At 68.6% G+C, this 16008-nt stretch carries 18 protein-coding genes and 2 pseudogenes; 14 read left to right on the forward strand and 6 right to left on the reverse strand.

Features of this window, described 5'->3' with window-relative positions:
- Positions 1 to 57 precede the first annotated feature (57 nt).
- Genes rplM through glmM form a run of 3 tightly spaced genes read left to right on the forward strand, consistent with a single transcriptional unit; the run spans position 58 to position 2390 of the window.
- Positions 58 to 504 (forward strand): 50S ribosomal protein L13, encoded by a 447-nt coding sequence (gene rplM, locus AC3WS6_RS06520; RefSeq protein WP_210097189.1) that lies wholly within the window; start codon positions 58 to 60, stop codon positions 502 to 504.
- A gap of 27 nt (positions 505 to 531) precedes the next feature.
- Complete coding sequence (gene rpsI, locus AC3WS6_RS06525) at positions 532 to 1017, forward strand: 30S ribosomal protein S9 (protein WP_201469061.1); 486 nt, start codon at positions 532 to 534, stop codon at positions 1015 to 1017.
- A gap of 14 nt (positions 1018 to 1031) precedes the next feature.
- Positions 1032 to 2390 carry a phosphoglucosamine mutase gene (glmM, locus tag AC3WS6_RS06530; protein ID WP_492500243.1) on the forward strand — a complete coding sequence of 453 codons (1359 nt, stop codon included), beginning with the start codon at positions 1032 to 1034 and terminating at the stop codon, positions 2388 to 2390.
- 125 nt (positions 2391 to 2515) lie between these two features.
- Here the strand turns inward: glmM and AC3WS6_RS06535 are convergent, their stop codons facing one another.
- Positions 2516 to 3445, reverse strand: coding sequence for a Ppx/GppA phosphatase family protein (locus AC3WS6_RS06535; protein ID WP_492500244.1), 930 nt, complete (start codon positions 3443 to 3445; stop codon positions 2516 to 2518).
- Between the two features lie 36 nt (positions 3446 to 3481).
- Between AC3WS6_RS06535 and coaA the strand changes: the two genes are divergently transcribed.
- Positions 3482 to 4426, forward strand: a complete 945-nt coding sequence (coaA, locus tag AC3WS6_RS06540) for a type I pantothenate kinase (protein WP_492500245.1) — start codon at positions 3482 to 3484, stop codon at positions 4424 to 4426.
- Positions 4427 to 4489: 63 nt separating this feature from the next.
- Positions 4490 to 6337 carry a glutamine--fructose-6-phosphate transaminase (isomerizing) gene (gene glmS / locus AC3WS6_RS06545; protein WP_492500246.1) on the forward strand — a complete coding sequence of 616 codons (1848 nt, stop codon included), beginning with the start codon at positions 4490 to 4492 and terminating at the stop codon, positions 6335 to 6337.
- A gap of 107 nt (positions 6338 to 6444) precedes the next feature.
- Here glmS and AC3WS6_RS06550 read toward each other — a convergent pair whose 3' ends face one another.
- Together AC3WS6_RS06550 and AC3WS6_RS06555 are read right to left on the reverse strand one after the other, a co-directional pair.
- Positions 6445 to 6939, reverse strand: a complete 495-nt coding sequence (locus AC3WS6_RS06550; RefSeq protein WP_492501454.1) for an endonuclease domain-containing protein — start codon at positions 6937 to 6939, stop codon at positions 6445 to 6447.
- A gap of 201 nt (positions 6940 to 7140) precedes the next feature.
- A pseudogene (locus AC3WS6_RS06555) lies at positions 7141 to 7275 on the reverse strand (type IV toxin-antitoxin system AbiEi family antitoxin domain-containing protein); the annotation flags it as partial.
- A gap of 233 nt (positions 7276 to 7508) precedes the next feature.
- On the opposite strand from AC3WS6_RS06555, the gene AC3WS6_RS06560 reads away from it, so the two are divergent.
- The 8 genes from AC3WS6_RS06560 to AC3WS6_RS06595 are packed head-to-tail and all read left to right on the forward strand — an operon-like array spanning position 7509 to position 13440.
- Positions 7509 to 7868, forward strand: coding sequence for a holo-ACP synthase (locus tag AC3WS6_RS06560; protein ID WP_492500247.1), 360 nt, complete (start codon positions 7509 to 7511; stop codon positions 7866 to 7868).
- Positions 7865 to 8971 carry an alanine racemase gene (alr, locus tag AC3WS6_RS06565; protein WP_492500248.1) on the forward strand — a complete coding sequence of 369 codons (1107 nt, stop codon included), beginning with the start codon at positions 7865 to 7867 and terminating at the stop codon, positions 8969 to 8971. Before AC3WS6_RS06560 ends, alr begins: the two co-directional genes overlap by 4 nt.
- On the forward strand, positions 8968 to 9465 hold the full coding sequence (tsaE, locus tag AC3WS6_RS06570) for a tRNA (adenosine(37)-N6)-threonylcarbamoyltransferase complex ATPase subunit type 1 TsaE (protein ID WP_492500249.1): 498 nt from the start codon (positions 8968 to 8970) through the stop codon (positions 9463 to 9465). The genes alr and tsaE overlap by 4 nt, the downstream gene beginning before the upstream one ends.
- Positions 9466 to 9485: 20 nt before the next feature.
- On the forward strand, positions 9486 to 10109 hold the full coding sequence (gene tsaB, locus AC3WS6_RS06575) for a tRNA (adenosine(37)-N6)-threonylcarbamoyltransferase complex dimerization subunit type 1 TsaB (protein WP_492500250.1): 624 nt from the start codon (positions 9486 to 9488) through the stop codon (positions 10107 to 10109).
- Entirely contained in the window at positions 10106 to 10612 is a 507-nt protein-coding gene (gene rimI / locus AC3WS6_RS06580) for a ribosomal protein S18-alanine N-acetyltransferase (protein WP_492500251.1), read from the forward strand. The genes tsaB and rimI overlap by 4 nt, the downstream gene beginning before the upstream one ends.
- The gene (gene tsaD / locus AC3WS6_RS06585; protein ID WP_492500252.1) at positions 10609 to 11679 is read left to right on the forward strand and encodes a tRNA (adenosine(37)-N6)-threonylcarbamoyltransferase complex transferase subunit TsaD; all 1071 of its coding nucleotides are present in this window, start codon (positions 10609 to 10611) and stop codon (positions 11677 to 11679) included. Before rimI ends, tsaD begins: the two co-directional genes overlap by 4 nt.
- On the forward strand, positions 11679 to 12197 hold the full coding sequence (locus AC3WS6_RS06590; protein ID WP_492500253.1) for a hypothetical protein: 519 nt from the start codon (positions 11679 to 11681) through the stop codon (positions 12195 to 12197). Before tsaD ends, AC3WS6_RS06590 begins: the two co-directional genes overlap by 1 nt.
- A gap of 4 nt (positions 12198 to 12201) precedes the next feature.
- Entirely contained in the window at positions 12202 to 13440 is a 1239-nt protein-coding gene (locus AC3WS6_RS06595; protein ID WP_492500254.1) for a hypothetical protein, read from the forward strand.
- A gap of 2 nt (positions 13441 to 13442) precedes the next feature.
- Here the strand turns inward: AC3WS6_RS06595 and AC3WS6_RS06600 are convergent, their stop codons facing one another.
- Positions 13443 to 14657, reverse strand: a complete 1215-nt coding sequence (locus AC3WS6_RS06600; RefSeq protein ID WP_492500255.1) for a class I SAM-dependent methyltransferase — start codon at positions 14655 to 14657, stop codon at positions 13443 to 13445.
- Between the two features lie 163 nt (positions 14658 to 14820).
- On the opposite strand from AC3WS6_RS06600, the gene groES reads away from it, so the two are divergent.
- Positions 14821 to 15117 carry a co-chaperone GroES gene (groES, locus tag AC3WS6_RS06605; protein ID WP_017203655.1) on the forward strand — a complete coding sequence of 99 codons (297 nt, stop codon included), beginning with the start codon at positions 14821 to 14823 and terminating at the stop codon, positions 15115 to 15117.
- On the opposite strand, the gene AC3WS6_RS06610 is transcribed toward groES, so the two are convergent.
- Together AC3WS6_RS06610 and AC3WS6_RS06615 are read right to left on the reverse strand one after the other, a co-directional pair.
- The gene (locus AC3WS6_RS06610; protein ID WP_492501455.1) at positions 15024 to 15695 is read right to left on the reverse strand and encodes an MmyB family transcriptional regulator; all 672 of its coding nucleotides are present in this window, start codon (positions 15693 to 15695) and stop codon (positions 15024 to 15026) included. The two genes, groES and AC3WS6_RS06610, sit on opposite strands and share 94 nt — an antisense overlap.
- Before the next feature lie 77 nt (positions 15696 to 15772).
- Positions 15773 to 16000: pseudogene (locus tag AC3WS6_RS06615) on the reverse strand (helix-turn-helix domain-containing protein); the annotation flags it as partial.
- Positions 16001 to 16008: the final 8 nt, after the last annotated feature.

A 16008-nucleotide genomic window follows, 5' to 3' on the forward strand; every position in this document is an offset into this window, starting at 1 on the left:
ACCACCCCGGAGTGGGATTCACGAACTTCTCCGTTCGAACAAGAAAGCAGCACTATCGTGACGCGCACTTACACCCCGAAGGCCGGCGAGGTCCAGCGTGACTGGGTCGTCATCGACGCCACTGACGTCGTTCTCGGCCGCCTGGCTTCGCACGCCGCTACGCTCCTGCGTGGCAAGCACAAGCCCACCTTCGCCAACCACATCGACTCGGGTGACTTCGTCATCATCGTGAACGCCGACAAGGTCGCGCTCACCGGTCAGAAGCTCCAGAAGAAGCTGGCTTACCGCCACTCGGGTTACCCGGGCGGCCTGAAGTCGGTCACCTACGCCGAGCTCATGGAGAAGAACCCGGTCCGTGCTGTCGAGAAGGCCATCCGTGGCATGCTCCCCAAGAACAGCATCGGCCGTCAGCAGCTGTCGAAGCTCAAGGTCTACGTCGGTGCAGAGCACCCGCACGCCGCTCAGCAGCCGAAGACGTACACCCTCGACCAGGTCGCCCAGTAAGCGCCGTAAAGACTTAAGGACATACTCGTGGCTGACATCCAGGACACCACCGAAACCCCCCAGAACTTCTCGACGTCGACTCCCGAGACCGAAGCAGTCGAGGCGGCTCCCCGCCCCGTGCTGAGCGTTCCGGGTGCCGCTGTCGGCCGTCGCAAGCAGGCCATCGCCCGCGTGCGCCTCGTCCCCGGCTCGGGAACGATCACGGTCAACGGCCGCACGCTCGAGGACTACTTCCCGAACAAGCTGCACCAGCAGCTGATCAACGACCCGTTCACGATCCTGAACCTCGCAGGTGGCTACGACGTCATCGCGCGCATCTCCGGCGGAGGCCCCTCGGGTCAGGCCGGCGCACTGCGTCTCGGAATCGCTCGTTCGCTCAACGGCATCGACGAGGAGAACAACCGCGCGACCCTGAAGAAGGCCGGCTTCCTCTCCCGTGACGCTCGCGTCAAGGAGCGCAAGAAGGCTGGACTCAAGAAGGCCCGTAAGGCGCCTCAGTACTCCAAGCGTTAAGGTCTACTGCTCCGATGCCGATCTTTGGCACGGACGGCGTGCGAGGGCTTGCCAATGGCATCCTCACCGCCGACCTCGCGCTCACCCTGGCCCAGGCGACTGCTGTCGTCCTGGGCCAGGGCCGTACTGCGGAGGCTCGCAAGGCCGAAGGCAAGCGCCTCACCGCAGTCGTGGCCCGCGACCCCCGCGTCTCCGGTCACTTCCTCACCGCCGCCGTGTCAGCAGGGCTGGCATCATCGGGTGTCGACGTGCTCGAAGCCGGAGTCATCCCGACGCCTGCCCTCGCCTTCCTCGTCGCCGATCGTGACGCCGACTTCGGCGTGATGATCTCGGCGTCGCACAACGCCGCCCCCGACAACGGGATCAAGATCTTCGCCCGGGGTGGAGTCAAGCTCCCCGACGTCGTCGAGCAGCGCATCGAAGCCGCGATGGCGGGGGAGAAGCTGCGTCCGACCGGTGCGGGTGTGGGCCGGATCATCCGGTTCTCAGATGCCGAAGACCGGTACGTCGTGCACCTGCTCGGGTCCTTGCCGAACCGCCTGAACGGCATCAAGGTCGTTCTCGACTGCGCGCACGGCGCCGCATCCGGAGTCTCTCCTGAGACCTTCCGCGACGCGGGAGCAGACGTGACGGTGATCGGCGCGGACCCCGACGGCTGGAACATCAACGACGGAGTCGGCTCGACACACCTCGACAACCTCGCCGAGGCCGTGGTCCGGCTCGGAGCCGATATCGGCATCGCGCACGACGGAGACGCCGACCGGTGCCTCGCCGTCGACGCTGAGGGCAACGTCATCGACGGCGATCAGATCATGGCGATCCTCGCTGTCTCGATGAAAGAGCGCGGTCACCTCACCGACGACACGCTCGTCGCGACCGTGATGAGCAATCTGGGTCTGCACGTGGCGATGCGCGAGCACGGCATCACCGTGCGTCAGACCGCAGTCGGCGACCGATACGTGCTCGAAGCCATGAACGAGGGCGGCTATGCCCTCGGCGGCGAGCAGTCCGGCCACGTGATCATGAGCGAGTACGCCACCACGGGCGACGGGCTTCTCACGGGCCTGCACCTGGTGGCCGAGATGGCGCGGCAGAACAAGACCATCGCCGAGCTGGCTTCGGTGATGACCGTCTACCCGCAGGTGCTGATCAATGTGCGCGACGTCGACAAGGACGCCGTCGACGCAGATCCCGTCGTGCAGGAGGCCGTGCGTTCGGTGGAAGCCGAACTCGGCGACACCGGTCGAGTGCTGCTGCGCAAGTCCGGCACTGAGCCTCTCGTGCGGGTCATGGTCGAAGCAGCGGATGTCGACTCCGTGCAGACGTACGCGGACCGCCTGGTCGACGTGGTTCGCGAGCGCCTCGCACTCTGAATCCTGCACCGACGCTCCCGTCGGCACCTCCGTCATCGCGTCGGCTCGCGATCGCGCAGGCCGCCACGGGAGCGTCGTCGTCTCTCCGGACGGCGAACCGGCTTTATCGGCCGGGCGATTCCGCGCTACCCGCCGAGCTGCTCGATGTACCGCAGCAGCACGCCCTCCCGGAGCGCCCAGGGCGACACCTCGAGCTCATCGACGCGGAGCGCCGTCATGGCCGTGTGCAGCGACACCGCCGCGGCGACGATCTGAAAGGTCCGGTCGGGCGTGATCCCGGGCAATTCCTGGCGTGCGGAGGCGGGAATGCGCGCGAGGCGCGGGATCCACGATCCGAGAGCTGCGCGCGGCAGCACCATCCGCTGGATCCCCGACCACCCGGGCATCGGATAGCCGGCCAACCGGGCCAGTGACCGGATGGCCTTCGACGAGCCCACCACGTGATCGGGGCGGGGAAGCGCCTCGAACCGGGGGAGCACCCCGGCGAGAGTCTCCGTCGCGTGCACGCGCAGGCGGTCGACGTCGTCTTCCCCCGGCGGGTCCTCCGGAAGGAACTGCACCGTCATGCGGCCTGCACCGAGGGGCACCGATGCGGCGGCATCCGGAAGTTCATCGCCGCCGGCCGCGATCTCCAACGAGCCGCCGCCGATGTCGAGAAGCAGCAGCTGGCCCGCTGACCACCCGAACCAGCGGCGCACCGCCAGGAACGTCAACTCGGCCTCGGTCTCGCCGTCGAGCACCTGCAGCGGCTGGCCGAGCGCCTGCTCGATGCGGGCGATCACGTCGGCGCCGTTCGTCGCATCGCGCACGGCGCTGGTGGCGGTGGCCAGGAGCGCGTCGACGCGCTCCTCCTCGGCGACTCGTCGCGCCTGCGACACGGCAGCCTCGAGCGCGCGGACTCCCTCTTCCGAGATCGACCCGTCATCCGTGAGATACCGCATCAGACGCAGCACGCTGCGATCGCTCGTCTTCGCGAGAGGACGACCGCCCGGATGCACGTCGGCGGCGAGCATGTGGACGGTGTTGGAACCGATGTCGAGAACTCCGAGGCGCACGGATAGACACTACCGCCGCCCCGTTACGATGTATCCGTGACCACCGTCGACCCCACGCTGCCGCTGTCCCCCTATCGGGAGATCGGCCGCGCTGAATGGGCGCGGCTCGCCGCAGGACTCGATCAACCCCTCACCGAGACCGAGGTCGTCGAGCTCCGCGGCATCGGAGACCGGCTCGACCTCACCGAGGTGCGCGAGGTCTATCTGCCCCTGAGCCGACTGCTCAGTCTGTATGCCACCGCGACGAAGCGGCTCGGTGCCGCGACGAGCTCGTTCCTGCAGGAGGACGACTCCACGACCCCGTTCGTGGTCGGCGTCGCAGGCTCGGTCGCGGTCGGCAAGTCGACGATCGCACGACTGCTGCGCGAGCTCATGAGCCGGTGGCCGGGCACGCCGAGAGTCGAGCTCGTCACGACCGACGGCTTTCTGCACTCCAACGCCGAACTCGAGCGGCGAGGGCTCATGGACCGCAAGGGGTTTCCCGAGTCGTATGACCGCCGCGCGCTGATCGAGTTCCTCACCGAGGTCAAGAGCGGCGCCGCCGAAGTACGCGCACCCTTCTATTCGCACATGCGCTACGACATCGTCCCCGATGCACACGTCGTGGTGCGGCGACCTGACGTCGTGATCGTCGAGGGGCTCAACGTGCTGCAGCCGCCGCCCGCGCCGAACGACGTCGCCGTGAGCGACCTGTTCGACTTCTCGATCTTCGTCGATGCCGACACCGCCCACATCGAGAAATGGTACGTCGACCGCTTCCTCGCGCTGCGCGAGGGGGCGTTCTCGAACCCGTCGTCGTACTTCAACGTGTTCGCCCACCTCACCGACGAAGAGGCCATCACGACCGCTCTCGGGTACTGGAACGAGATCAACATGCCGAATCTCGTCGAGAACGTGATGCCGACCAAGCATCGTGCCCGACTGGTGCTCAACAAGGGCGTCGATCACAGCGTCGAGAGCGTGCTGCTCCGCAAACTCTGAGCCTGAGGCCCCGCCGCAGTTCGTTCGGGATCTTCGCAAAATTCCGCCCTTACGCTTGATCGCATGTGTGGAATCGTCGGATACGTGGGCCCTCGGCCCAGCCAGGACATCCTGCTCGCGGGCCTCGCTCGCCTCGAGTATCGCGGCTATGACTCCGCGGGGGTCGCCGTGATCGACGGAGACGGCGCGCTGGGGATGCGCAAGAAGGCGGGCAAGCTCGCGGCACTGCGCGATTCGCTCGCCGACTCCGCCCTCGCGGACGGTCACACCGGCATCGGCCACACACGCTGGGCGACCCACGGGGGGCCGACCGATGTCAACGCGCACCCGCACCTGGCCGACGACGACCGGCTGGCACTGATCCACAACGGCATCATCGAGAACTTCTCGGCGCTGCGTGAGGAACTGCTCGCCGACGGCGTGGTGTTCCGCAGCGAGACCGACACCGAGGTCGCCGCTGCCCTGCTCGGCCGCGAGTACCGCGGCAACGGCGGCGATCTGCAGCTGGCGTTCCGCAACGTGGTCAACCGCCTCGAGGGGGCGTTCACGCTCCTTGCCCTCCACCAGGATCACCCGGGTCTCGTGGTCGGCGCGCGCCGCAACTCCCCGCTCGTCATCGGTCTGGGCGAGGGCGAGAACTTCCTCGGCTCCGATGTGGCCGCTTTCGTCGAGCACACCCGCAAGGCACTCGCGATCGGTCAGGACCAGATCGTCTCGATCACGCCCGACGCCGTCACCGTCACCGACTTCGCGGGCACCCCGGTCGAGGCCGAGCCGTTCGACGTGTCGTGGGACGCTGCCGCCGCCGAGAAGGGCGGATGGTCGAGCTTCATGGCGAAAGAGGTCGCAGAGCAGCCCGAGGCGGTCGCCAACACGCTCCGTGGGCGCATCCAGGACGGTCAGGTCGTCATCCCGGAACTCGAGGGGCTCGACGATCTCTTCCTCGGCATCAACCGCATCATCATCACGGCGTGCGGCACCGCTGCGTACTCGGCGCTCGTCGGCAAGTATGCGATCGAGCAGTGGGCACGCATCCCGGTCGACGTCGAGCTGGCCCACGAGTTCCGCTACCGCGATCCGGTGATCGGCGCAGACACCCTCGTGGTGTCGATCAGCCAGTCGGGCGAGACGATGGACACCCTGATGGCCGTCAAGTACGCCCGCGAACGTGGGGCGCGCACGCTGTCGATCTGCAACACGCAGGGAGCGACCATCCCTCGCGAATCCGATGCGGTGGTCTACACGCACGCGGGCCCCGAGGTCGCGGTCGCATCGACCAAGGCGTTCTCGGCTCAGATCACGGCACTGCTGCTGCTCGGCCTGCACATGGGCCGCATCCGTGGTTCTGTCGCTGACGCATCCGCCGACGTGGCCGAGCTCGCCGCGCTGCCCGAGAAGATCGCGAAGGTGCTCGCGAGCGAGCACGAGCACGTCTCGCAGCTGGCGGGGTGGATGGCCGACACGCGCTCGGTCCTGTTCCTCGGACGCCACGTCGGGTTCCCGATCGCCCTCGAGGGTGCGCTCAAGCTCAAGGAGATCTCGTACATCCATGCCGAGGGATTCGCGGCCGGTGAGCTCAAGCACGGTCCGATCGCGCTGATCGAGCCCGGTCAGCCGGTCTTCGTGCTGGTGCCCTCGCCGCGCCACTCGGCTCTCGTGCACTCGAAGGTCGTCTCGAACATCCAGGAGATCCGGGCCCGTGGGGCGCGGGTCATCGTGGTCGCCGAAGAAGGCGACGCGGCAGTTCTGCCCTTCGCCGACGAGGTCATCCGCATCCCCCTCGCCGGGCCGATGTTCGAGCCGCTGCTCGCCGTGGTTCCGCTGCAGATCTTCGCGATGGCACTCGCCACCGCGAAGGGCCTCGACGTCGATCAGCCGCGTAACCTCGCGAAGTCGGTCACGGTCGAGTAGACCTCATCGGGTGGGTCGGGTTTCCATCTGGATGGCTGCCGGATCCCCGGATGGCTGGAGATGCGCGCGCCCACGGTCAGCCGGCAGGGAATCTGCCAGCCATACGGCTAAGACTGCGAGCGGGACAGAGCGCTGAGGATCGCGGCGATCACCACGTCCCACTCATGGATGATCATGGCGTAGTCGAACCGCAGCGTCTCGAACCCGAGACGGGATGCCGCGGCATCCCTCATCAGATCCCGGTGGCGCTCGGAGCGGCCGGCGTGGTTGCCCTTGCCGTCTGCCTCGACGATGATTCGTCTCTCGATGACGAAGTCGACACGGCCTACGCCGTCGATCGCAACCTGAGTCTCCACCCGAATGCCGAGCAGGTACAGCCGCAACCGGACGATGGACTCGAGACCGCTGTCTGCATCATGGCGCGCGATGTCGGTAAGCCACCGAGCGCGCGCAGGAAGCGCGACGCGAATTCGGCGCCGCGCGGCTGCGCCGATCAAGCCCAGCGCCCACGCCGACTCATAAGCAGCGAAGAAGAACTCCTCGCCATGGCACCCGAACGAGTGCACCAATGCCGTTTCGACCGGGGCGAGCCCCAGATGCATAGGCCCCGCACGGTAGTGCTCTACGCATCCGCAGCCAGCGTGAGCATGCGTTCGCCCTGCTTGACCGAGCCAGACGTGGGGGCTCGTGTCGTCGTCGAGGACCCAGACACCGTGCAAGCGAAGCGCGCCAGAACACGAGAGCGCACCCCCGTGCAGGGCCGCAGTGCGTACACTCCACGCGCACGACGGTGCCGCGAACACTCCAGCCCGCACGCGGATCAACTCGCCTCGACGCACGGCGGTTGACAGATCTTTGCGAGTGAATCCGAATCTCGCGAGTCCCGATCCACGAGCGATACCACCCTGCAGTTCGACCAGCATCAGAGGTGTGTGCATCCGCCGATCCTTGTGCAGTCATGAGCCACGCGTCGCGGACCGCGCCAGGGCCTGAGGATGAGTAGCGTCACCCGGGCGGGTGGGGAGAGACAGTGAAGGCTGCCGGCTGGCTGCCGGATCCCCGCGTGGCCGCCACGAGGCGCCCAACGACGCAGCCCACCGGGGAATGGCCAGCCGATCGGGCGCACGGCACCGAGCGGAGGCATTCCGGATGCCGCGACTAGGCTGAACTGGTGATCATCGGGACCGGCATCGACCTCGTGGACATCCCGCGGTTCGAGCGGACGCTCGATCGCACACCGCGGCTTGTGGAGCGGCTCTTCGCGCCGAGTGAACGGGGCCTGCGGCTGCCGTCGCTCGCCGCGCGGTACGCAGCGAAGGAAGCGCTGATCAAGACGCTCGGCGGCTCGGACGGCGTGCACTGGATCGAGATCGAGATCGCGTCCGAGACATCCGGTCGACCGCACTTCGTGCTCTCGGGAACCACCGCCGAGGTCGTCGCCGAGCGAGGGATCGTCCGCCTCCACCTGACCCTCACCCACGACGCGGGGCTCGCCGCCGCGTTCGTCGTCGCCGAAGGAGATCCGCTGTGACCGTTCCGTTCCGCGAGGCCCGCATCGAGCTCGACGCCATCGGCGACAACGTGCGCCACTTCCGTCGCCTGACCGGCGTGCAGGTCATCGCGGTCGTCAAGGCCAATGCGTACGGACACGGTGCCGCCGCCGCCGCCGTCGCGGCCCTCGCCGGGGGAGCGACGCGACTCGGCGTCGCCGAGATCCCCGAAGCGCTGGACCTGCGGCGCCAGGGGATCACCGCGCCCATCCTCGCGTGGCTGCACGCCCCGGGGGAGAGGTTCGAGCAGGCAGCGGAGCACGGCGTCGAGGTCGGCATCTCGTCGTTCGACCAGCTGGAGGCGGCAGGGGCTGCGGCCTCGGTCGATCGTCCCGTCGGCGTGCACCTGAAGTTCGAGACGGGGCTGTCGCGCAACGGCATCGCGCCGGCCGACTGGCGTCGCGTGCTCGCCGAGGCGGCCCGTCTCGAACGCATCGGCCGGCTGCGCATCATCGGACTCTTCAGCCATCTCTCCAACACCTCTGCGCAGGATGACCGCGAGTCGCTGTCGAAGTTCGAGCAGGGCGTGGCGCTCGCCGCATCCTTCGGGATCCATCCCGAGATCCGGCACATCGCTGCGACGGCCGCGGCGATCGACCTTCCCGAGATGCGGCTCGACGCGGTGCGCATCGGCATCGGAATCTACGGTCTCTCGCCGTTCGACGACCGTTCGTCGGCCGAGCTGGGCCTGCGGCCCGCCATGACACTGCGCGGCGCTGTCGCCGCGGTGCGTCGAGTGCCGGCCGGAGCGGGGATCTCCTACGGATACGACCATCGCACGCCGCGCGACACCACCCTCGTGCTCGTTCCGTTCGGCTACGCCGACGGAGTTCCTCGGCAGGCCTCGGGGCGGTTGCCCGTCTCGATCGCGGGACGGCGTTATACCAACGTCGGGCGCATCGCTATGGATCAGTTCGTCGTCGATGTGGGTGATGCGGCGGTCTCGATCGGCGACGAGGTCGTGCTGTTCGGCGATCCGACCCTCGGGGTGCCCTCCGCCGCGGAATGGGCGAACGCCGCGTCGACCATCGACTACGAGATCGTGACCCGTATCGGCGCACGGGTCGCGCGGAGGTCTGCATGAGCGTCGACCCCGCCTTCCTCGGCAGGCACGAGATCGAGACGTCGGATGCGATGGAGCAGCTCGGCTTCCGCATCGGAGAGCAGCTGCGGGCCGGTGACCTGCTGATCCTGACCGGGCCGCTGGGCGCCGGCAAGACGACCTTCACCCGCGGGCTCGCCGAGGGTCTCGGCGTGCGTGGCCCGGTCCAGAGCCCGACCTTCGTGATCGCGCGGACGCATCCGTCGCTCGTCGGGCGCGCACCGCTCGTGCACGTCGACGCATACCGGCTCGGCTCGGGGGCCGAACTCGACGACCTCGACCTCGACCTGGCGCGCTCGGTCGTGGTGATCGAGTGGGGGCGCGGCATGGCCGAAGACCTCGCCGACCGCTGGTGGGACATCGAGCTCGAGAGACCTGTGGGTGGGGGAGAAGACCTCGACCCGTCAGAGCTCGATGCCGACGCTCCGCGGCATGTCACGATCACGTGCGAGGGGCGCTCGGCGATCCCCGAGTGAACCCCGACTACCCTGGAGAGGTGATCCTCGCCGTCGACACCTCCCTGGGCACCGCCGTCTCGCTCATCGATGCCGACGGCACCCTGCGCTCGCAGGTCTCCGCCTCCGATCCGCTCGGACACGCCGAGGTGATCGGCGATCTGCTGGCGCGTGCGCTGCACGACGCCGGCGAAGGGCGGATCACCCACGTCGTCGCGGGGATGGGCCCCGGGCCGTTCACCGGCCTGCGGATCGGCATCGCGGCGGCGCGTGCGTTCGCCCTCGGTCGCGGGATCCCCGTCGTGCCGGTCCCCAGTCATCATGCGGCCGCCCTCACCGCGATCGAGCAGGACCTCGTCGTCGGAGCCTTCGCGATCGTGACGGATGCACGACGCCGCGAGGTAGCGATCACCGTGTTCGACGGAACAGATGCCGACGGCATCCCGGCCGTCGTCACCGAGACCGCGCTCGTGCCGCGCACCGACGCGGACGAGCACCTCGACGGCATCCGCCGCATCGATGTCGAGACGCTCTTCGCCGCCGACCTCGCGCGGGTGGGTGCACGTGCTCTCGCCGCCGGACGCGTGCTGGCCGACGCAGAGCCGCTCTACCTGCGTCAGCCCGACGTCACCATGCCGGGTGCTCCGAAGAAGGTGGGACTGTGACTCTTCGCGCCGCCACGTCTGACGATCTCGACGCCATCATGGCGATCGAGCACCGCTCCTTCCCGACCGACGCGTGGAGCTCGGAGGCGATGGCGCTCGAACTCGCCAGTGTGCACGGTCGCTACCTGGTCGATGAGCACGAGGGCTCGATCATCGGGTACGGCGGAGTCCGTGCGCTGCAGGGGTCGAAGGATGCCGACATCCAGACCATCGCGTTCGACGCGGAATACCGCGGCATGGGGCGAGGCCGCGCGCTGCTGCGGGCATTGCTCGGTGCCGCCGCCGAGCGCGGAGCCCGCGAGGTGTTCCTCGAGGTGCGCGCCGACAACCCGGGCGCCGAGGGCCTCTATCGTTCCGAGGGTTTCGAGGAGATCGCCCGCCGCCCTCGGTACTACCAGCCCGACGACATCGACGCGATCGTGATGCGCCTCGCTCTACAGCATCCGCGTTCCGACCACCGAGACGGCGCTGCGTCGGATGCCGCGAAGGAGGCGAGCGCATGACCGAGCCGTTGGTGCTGGGCATCGAGACCAGCTGCGACGAGACGGGCATCGGCATCGTCAGAGGACGCACTCTGCTCTCGAACACGATCGCCTCGAGCATGGACGAGCACTCGCGCTACGGCGGGGTGATTCCCGAGGTCGCCGCGCGCGCCCACCTCGAGGCTCTGCAGCCGTCGATCGATGCCGCGCTCGCCGAGGCCGACGTGCGACTCGAGGACCTCGATGCCGTCGCCGTGACGAGCGGTCCCGGTCTCGCCGGTGCGCTCATGGTGGGAGTGGGAGCCGCGAAGGGCCTCGCCGTCGCGCTCGACAAGCCCCTGTACGCGGTCAACCACCTGGTGGGTCATATCGCAGCAGACATCCTGACCCCCGACTCGGAGCCGCTCGAGTATCCGACGATCGCACTGCTCGTGTCGGGAGGTCACACGTCGCTGCTGCATGTGCGCGACCTCACCACCGACGTCGAGATGCTCGGCGAGACGATGGACGATGCCGCGGGCGAGGCCTTCGACAAGGTCGCTCGTCTGCTGTCACTCCCGTATCCCGGAGGTCCCGAGATCGACCGCGCCGCGGCGACAGGCGACCCGACCGCGATCCGCTTTCCCCGCGGACTGTCCCGCGCCTCCGACCTCGCCGCGCACCGGTACGACTTCTCGTTCTCCGGGTTGAAGACCGCCGTCGCGCGATGGGTGGAGCGCTGCGAAGCCGACGGCCTCGAGGTCCCCGTCGCCGATGTCGCAGCGAGCTTCCGCGAGGCGGTCGTCGACGTGCTCGTCACGAAGGCGCTCGCCGCATGTGCCGATCTCGGAGTACCGCGTCTGCTGCTGGGAGGCGGGGTCATCGCGAATCGGCGTCTGCGAGAGGTCGCGCTCTCGAGGGCAGAGTCCGCGGGCGTCACCGTGCGCATCCCGCCGCTCTCGCTCTGCACCGACAACGGCGCGATGATCGCGGCGCTGGCCGCCGAACTCATCAGCTCGGGCCGCCCGCCGTCGACGCTCGCGTTCGGCGCCGACTCGACTCTTCCCGTCACCCAGATCCAGGTCGATGAGCGGGTCGAGGTGCGCTGATGAGTGACTCGTCGGGCACGACCGGCCCCACGGATGCCGCGGGGGCGGGTCCGCGGGCGGTGGTTCCGCCGGCGCGTCTCGAGCAGCCCACGCCCGAGGTGGTACGCCCGGCGGGAGCCGCGCGACTGCCCGGAGTCCCGCGGGAGGGATACACGAAGCTGCCGACCGGTCCGGTCGGGATCGAACCCGTGGTCGTGAGCGGCCCCGAGCTCGATCGGCCGCCGCGCGAGACCGAGTGGGAGCCCACGGGCACCGCTGCGGTACCCGTGATCGCAGACGAGACGAGGCTCGCGCCGTGGGCTCTCATGGCGGCGATCGTGGCACTGGTCGCCTCGTTCTTCGTCGGCTGGGGGATCCCGATCGCCATCGTCGCGGTGATCGCCTCGATCATGTCGCTGAGGCGCCCGGTCGAGAGCCGGGCGATCGCGCGGTGGGCGCTGGTGCTCGGTCTGTGCGCCACTGTGTACAGCCTGGGCTGGCTGGTGTGGGCCGGCATGCAGTTCGAGAGGCTCGGCTGACCGGATGCTCGACGCCGAAGAGACGACGCAGCTGCGAGCGCTTCAGGCGCGTGCCTACGGGCGTGAGAGCTCTCTCACAGCGGCGGATGCCGCACGGTTGGCGGAGCTCGAGGCGAAGCGGTTCGGGGCGTCGCGCGATGAGTCTCAGCGGGCGACGACCGTGGCTGATCGGTCGGAGGCGGTACCGTCGTTGCAGCCCGCAGCACTTGCCGCACCGGAGTCGTCCCCGCTCTCCCCGGAGGCCGCGGACTCGGTCGAGTCCGAAGAGCCCACGGCCGAGTCGACCGCCGAGTCCACGGCCGAGCCCGCCGACGAGCCCGCGAGCACGCGTGCTGCGACGGCGGCGCTGCGTCCCGCGGTCCGCCGCCACTGGCGAGCCGTGGCGGCCGCCTGCGTCGGCCTTCTGATCGTCGGTCTGGGGGCCGGGTGGGCGTTGTTCGGGCGCGACGACGGGGTTCCGCTGAGTGCAGAGGAGAAGCAGCGGAGCGCCGCGATCGAATCCGCCGGAGGGTACGACCCGGGGACTGTCGAGGCGATCGCACGCGATGACGATGCGATCGTGTGGTTCGGTACGAAGAAGAACGGCGAGATCGAGTGCATCGTCCTCGACGCCGCAGAGGAGTCGTCGAACGGCTGTCTGATCGTGGCCGACCTCGAGCGCGGCCACGGTCTCAGCGCCGCCGTCATCGACTCGCGCCGCAGTGACGAGGGAATGGGCGAGCAGATCTCCGCCACCGCAGGGCGTACGCACGACGGGGAGATGACCGCGCTCATCCAGCGCTGGGCGGTCGGCGTCGATGATTGGATGCAGCAGTTCGACGCGAGTGAGCGGGAGCGTGCCGAAGAGCTGCTCGACAGAGGGTACGAGCCGTACTCGCTGTCGGTCATGGGCTACGCGGCAGGGGCGCCGATCTGGACGGCGACGCGCACCGAGGAGTTCACCACCATGCAGTGCCTGATCGTGGATGCCGTCGAAGCGACGCATTGCGTCGACGGCGACAACGGCATGATCCCGGGAGAGGGAATCGTCGTCGAAGGCGTCTCGGTCGACGATGCGAATGGGCAGGCGGCCCCGTGGAGCGTCACGCTGGAGTACACGACGATGGGTCGCTCGTACCTCATCGTGGCGGGAGACATCCCGGACGCAGGCGACGTCCGCGACGAGGAGACGTCCACGGGCACCGCCACGGTGCGGCCGGATGAGTCGCTCGAGCCCGACGCGCCTTCGGGAGACGCGGGCTGACCCTATTCGCTCGAGGCGCGGCTCGGCGCGACGCGATCGGCGAGGATCGCCCGACGCTGGGATCCGATGCGCGTGAGGATCAGCGTCGCCGACTCATCGCCACGAAGGGTGAGCTTCTTGCGGAAGGCGGCGGGGTCGATGTCCATTCCCCGCTTCTTGATCTCGAGGGTGCCGATGCCATGCGCCTTGAGGGAGGAGCTGATGGCCTTCGGGTTCGCCGGCAACACCTCGCGCACGCGGAACGACTGCACGAACGGGCTCGTGAGCGCGGCGTCCGAGGTCAGGTAGGCGATCTTGTCGTCGAGCATCCCGGCATCGAGCGTCCGGGCGACGTCGCCGATCAGCCGGGCACGGATCACCGCGCCGTCGGGCTCGTGCACGAACGCTCCGAGTTCTCGGACAGGGGCGTCTTCGGCGTCTGCGCCGGCGGTGAGCTCGTGCGACTCGTCGCCCCTGATGATCAGGGCCGAGCGCCGGACTCCTTCACGGGCCAGGACGCCCGTCCACACCACGAGCTCCACCACGCTGCCGTCCGCGCTGACCCACTGGGTCTCCGCGTCATCCGGGAGCGCACCTCGGTCGTGCCCGGGACCGAGCTTGATCCCCGTCGGGATGCGCGAGGCCACGGAGAACGCCCAGTCCAGCGGTGGCGAGTAGTCGTCGGAGGCGACGCGACGTGTGTCGCCATGCCCCTGGGTGCGTCGAGCGGGGTCCATCCAGACGGCCTGTGGGCCGTCTGCCTCGTCCGGCACGTTCTCCTGGGCCGTGCCGTGCCGCACGACGGCGTCGTCGCCGAACGGTGCGAGGTTGTACGCCGCGATCGCAGAGGTGACCTCATCGGCGTCGACGGCGACGACGTCGAGGCCCGCGGCGGCGAACGCGAGGGCATCGCCGCCGATCCCGCAACCGAGATCTGCCACGCGAGTGATCCCGGACCGGCGCAGACGCTGCGCATGCCTCGCCGCGACGCCGAGCCGGGTCGACTGCTCGAGGCCCGCTCGAGTGAACAGCATCCGGCTCGCGAAGGGACCGAACTTCGTCACCGCCTTCGCACGGAGGTGCGCTTGGCCGACCACGGCCGAGACGAGATCGGGGGAGTGTCCTGCGGCTCGCAGGCGGGAGACCGCGCGCGCGACATCTGCGACCTGATCGATCGGGCCGACCGCGTCCAGCAGCTCGAGGCCTTCGGGGGTGAGCAGGGCTCTCAGCTCAGACATCTCCACCTGCTCAGCTTAGGCGGGGCGACTCACCCGCTTCGTGTCGGCGACTGGCACTCGCATTGCATGAGTGCCAGCGCACCGCATAGACTGGGGTTAGCACTCTCGGGTTGAGAGTGCGAACAAGTCTTTCGTGTCAGCGTCAAGAAAGAAGAGGTAGACCGTGTCGGTTTCCATCAAGCCGCTCGAGGACCGCATCGTCATCAAGCAGGTCGAGGCCGAGCAGACCACCGCGAGTGGCCTGGTCATCCCCGACACCGCAAAGGAGAAGCCCCAGGAGGGCGAGGTCGTGGCCGTGGGCCCCGGTCGCATCGATGACAACGGCAACCGTGTTCCGCTCGACGTCGCCGTCGGCGACCGCGTGCTCTACAGCAAGTACGGCGGCACCGAGGTGAAGTTCGGCGCAGACGAGTTCCTCGTTCTGTCGGCCCGCGACGTGCTCGCGGTCGTCGTCCGCTGATCAGCGGACCAGCCTGTTCCTGAGCCCGACGAGGGCCAGGAGCGCATGTTCCTCGGAGAGGGCCCGGATGCATCACGCATCCGGGCCCTCTCTGCATGTCCGGAGATCGCGATCCGGGCAGGTGGGATCATCGGGAATCGAGCAGTGCGATGGCTGCCGCCGCAGCGCTCGACCTCGGCGCGCTGAATGCGAGGATGCTGGCCGTCGCCGTCCGGGAGGTGAAGGACTTCGTATCCCAGAGTCAGCTCGCCGACGACGGGGTGGGCGAACCGCTTTGCTCCGCTGGTGCAGAGCCGGACCATGTGTCCCGCCCACAGCGCGGCGAACCTCGGGCTTTTCAGGCTCAGCTCGCCGACGAGCGAGATGAGACGCGCATCGTCGGGGAACTGAGCGGCCGTGTACCGCAGCGATGCGACGGCGAGAGCTGCCTCGTCCTCCCAGTCGGGGTAGAGGTCTCGGGTATGCGGGTCGAGGAAGAGCATCCGGATGTTGTTCGGTCGGTCCGCCGACACAGACGAGGCATCGGCGTCCAGATGACCCGCCAGCAGCAGATGAGCCGAGCGATTCCAATCGAGGATGTCGTTGACGCGCCCGACAAGAAGTCGTCGTCACTCAGTTGCAGGGCGCGCGCCAGGGCGTCGATCACGGCGTCCGACGCGTTCTGGGACTGGCCCTGCTCGAGGCGGGTGAGATAGGTGACCGAGACTCCGGCGAGCTGTGCCAGCTCTTCCCGACGCAGTCCGGGCACGCGACGTCTGCCGAAGCTCTGCACCCCGGCACGCTGCGGGGTGATGCGGTCCCGCCGTGATCGCAGGAACTCGCCGAGCTCAGTGACAGGGCGGCCAGGGGCCGTGGCCGAGCTCGCCGACGGATGCCTGTTCATGACTACAT

Source organism: Microbacterium sp. EB106-03-03-XG65 (assembly GCF_058791955.1).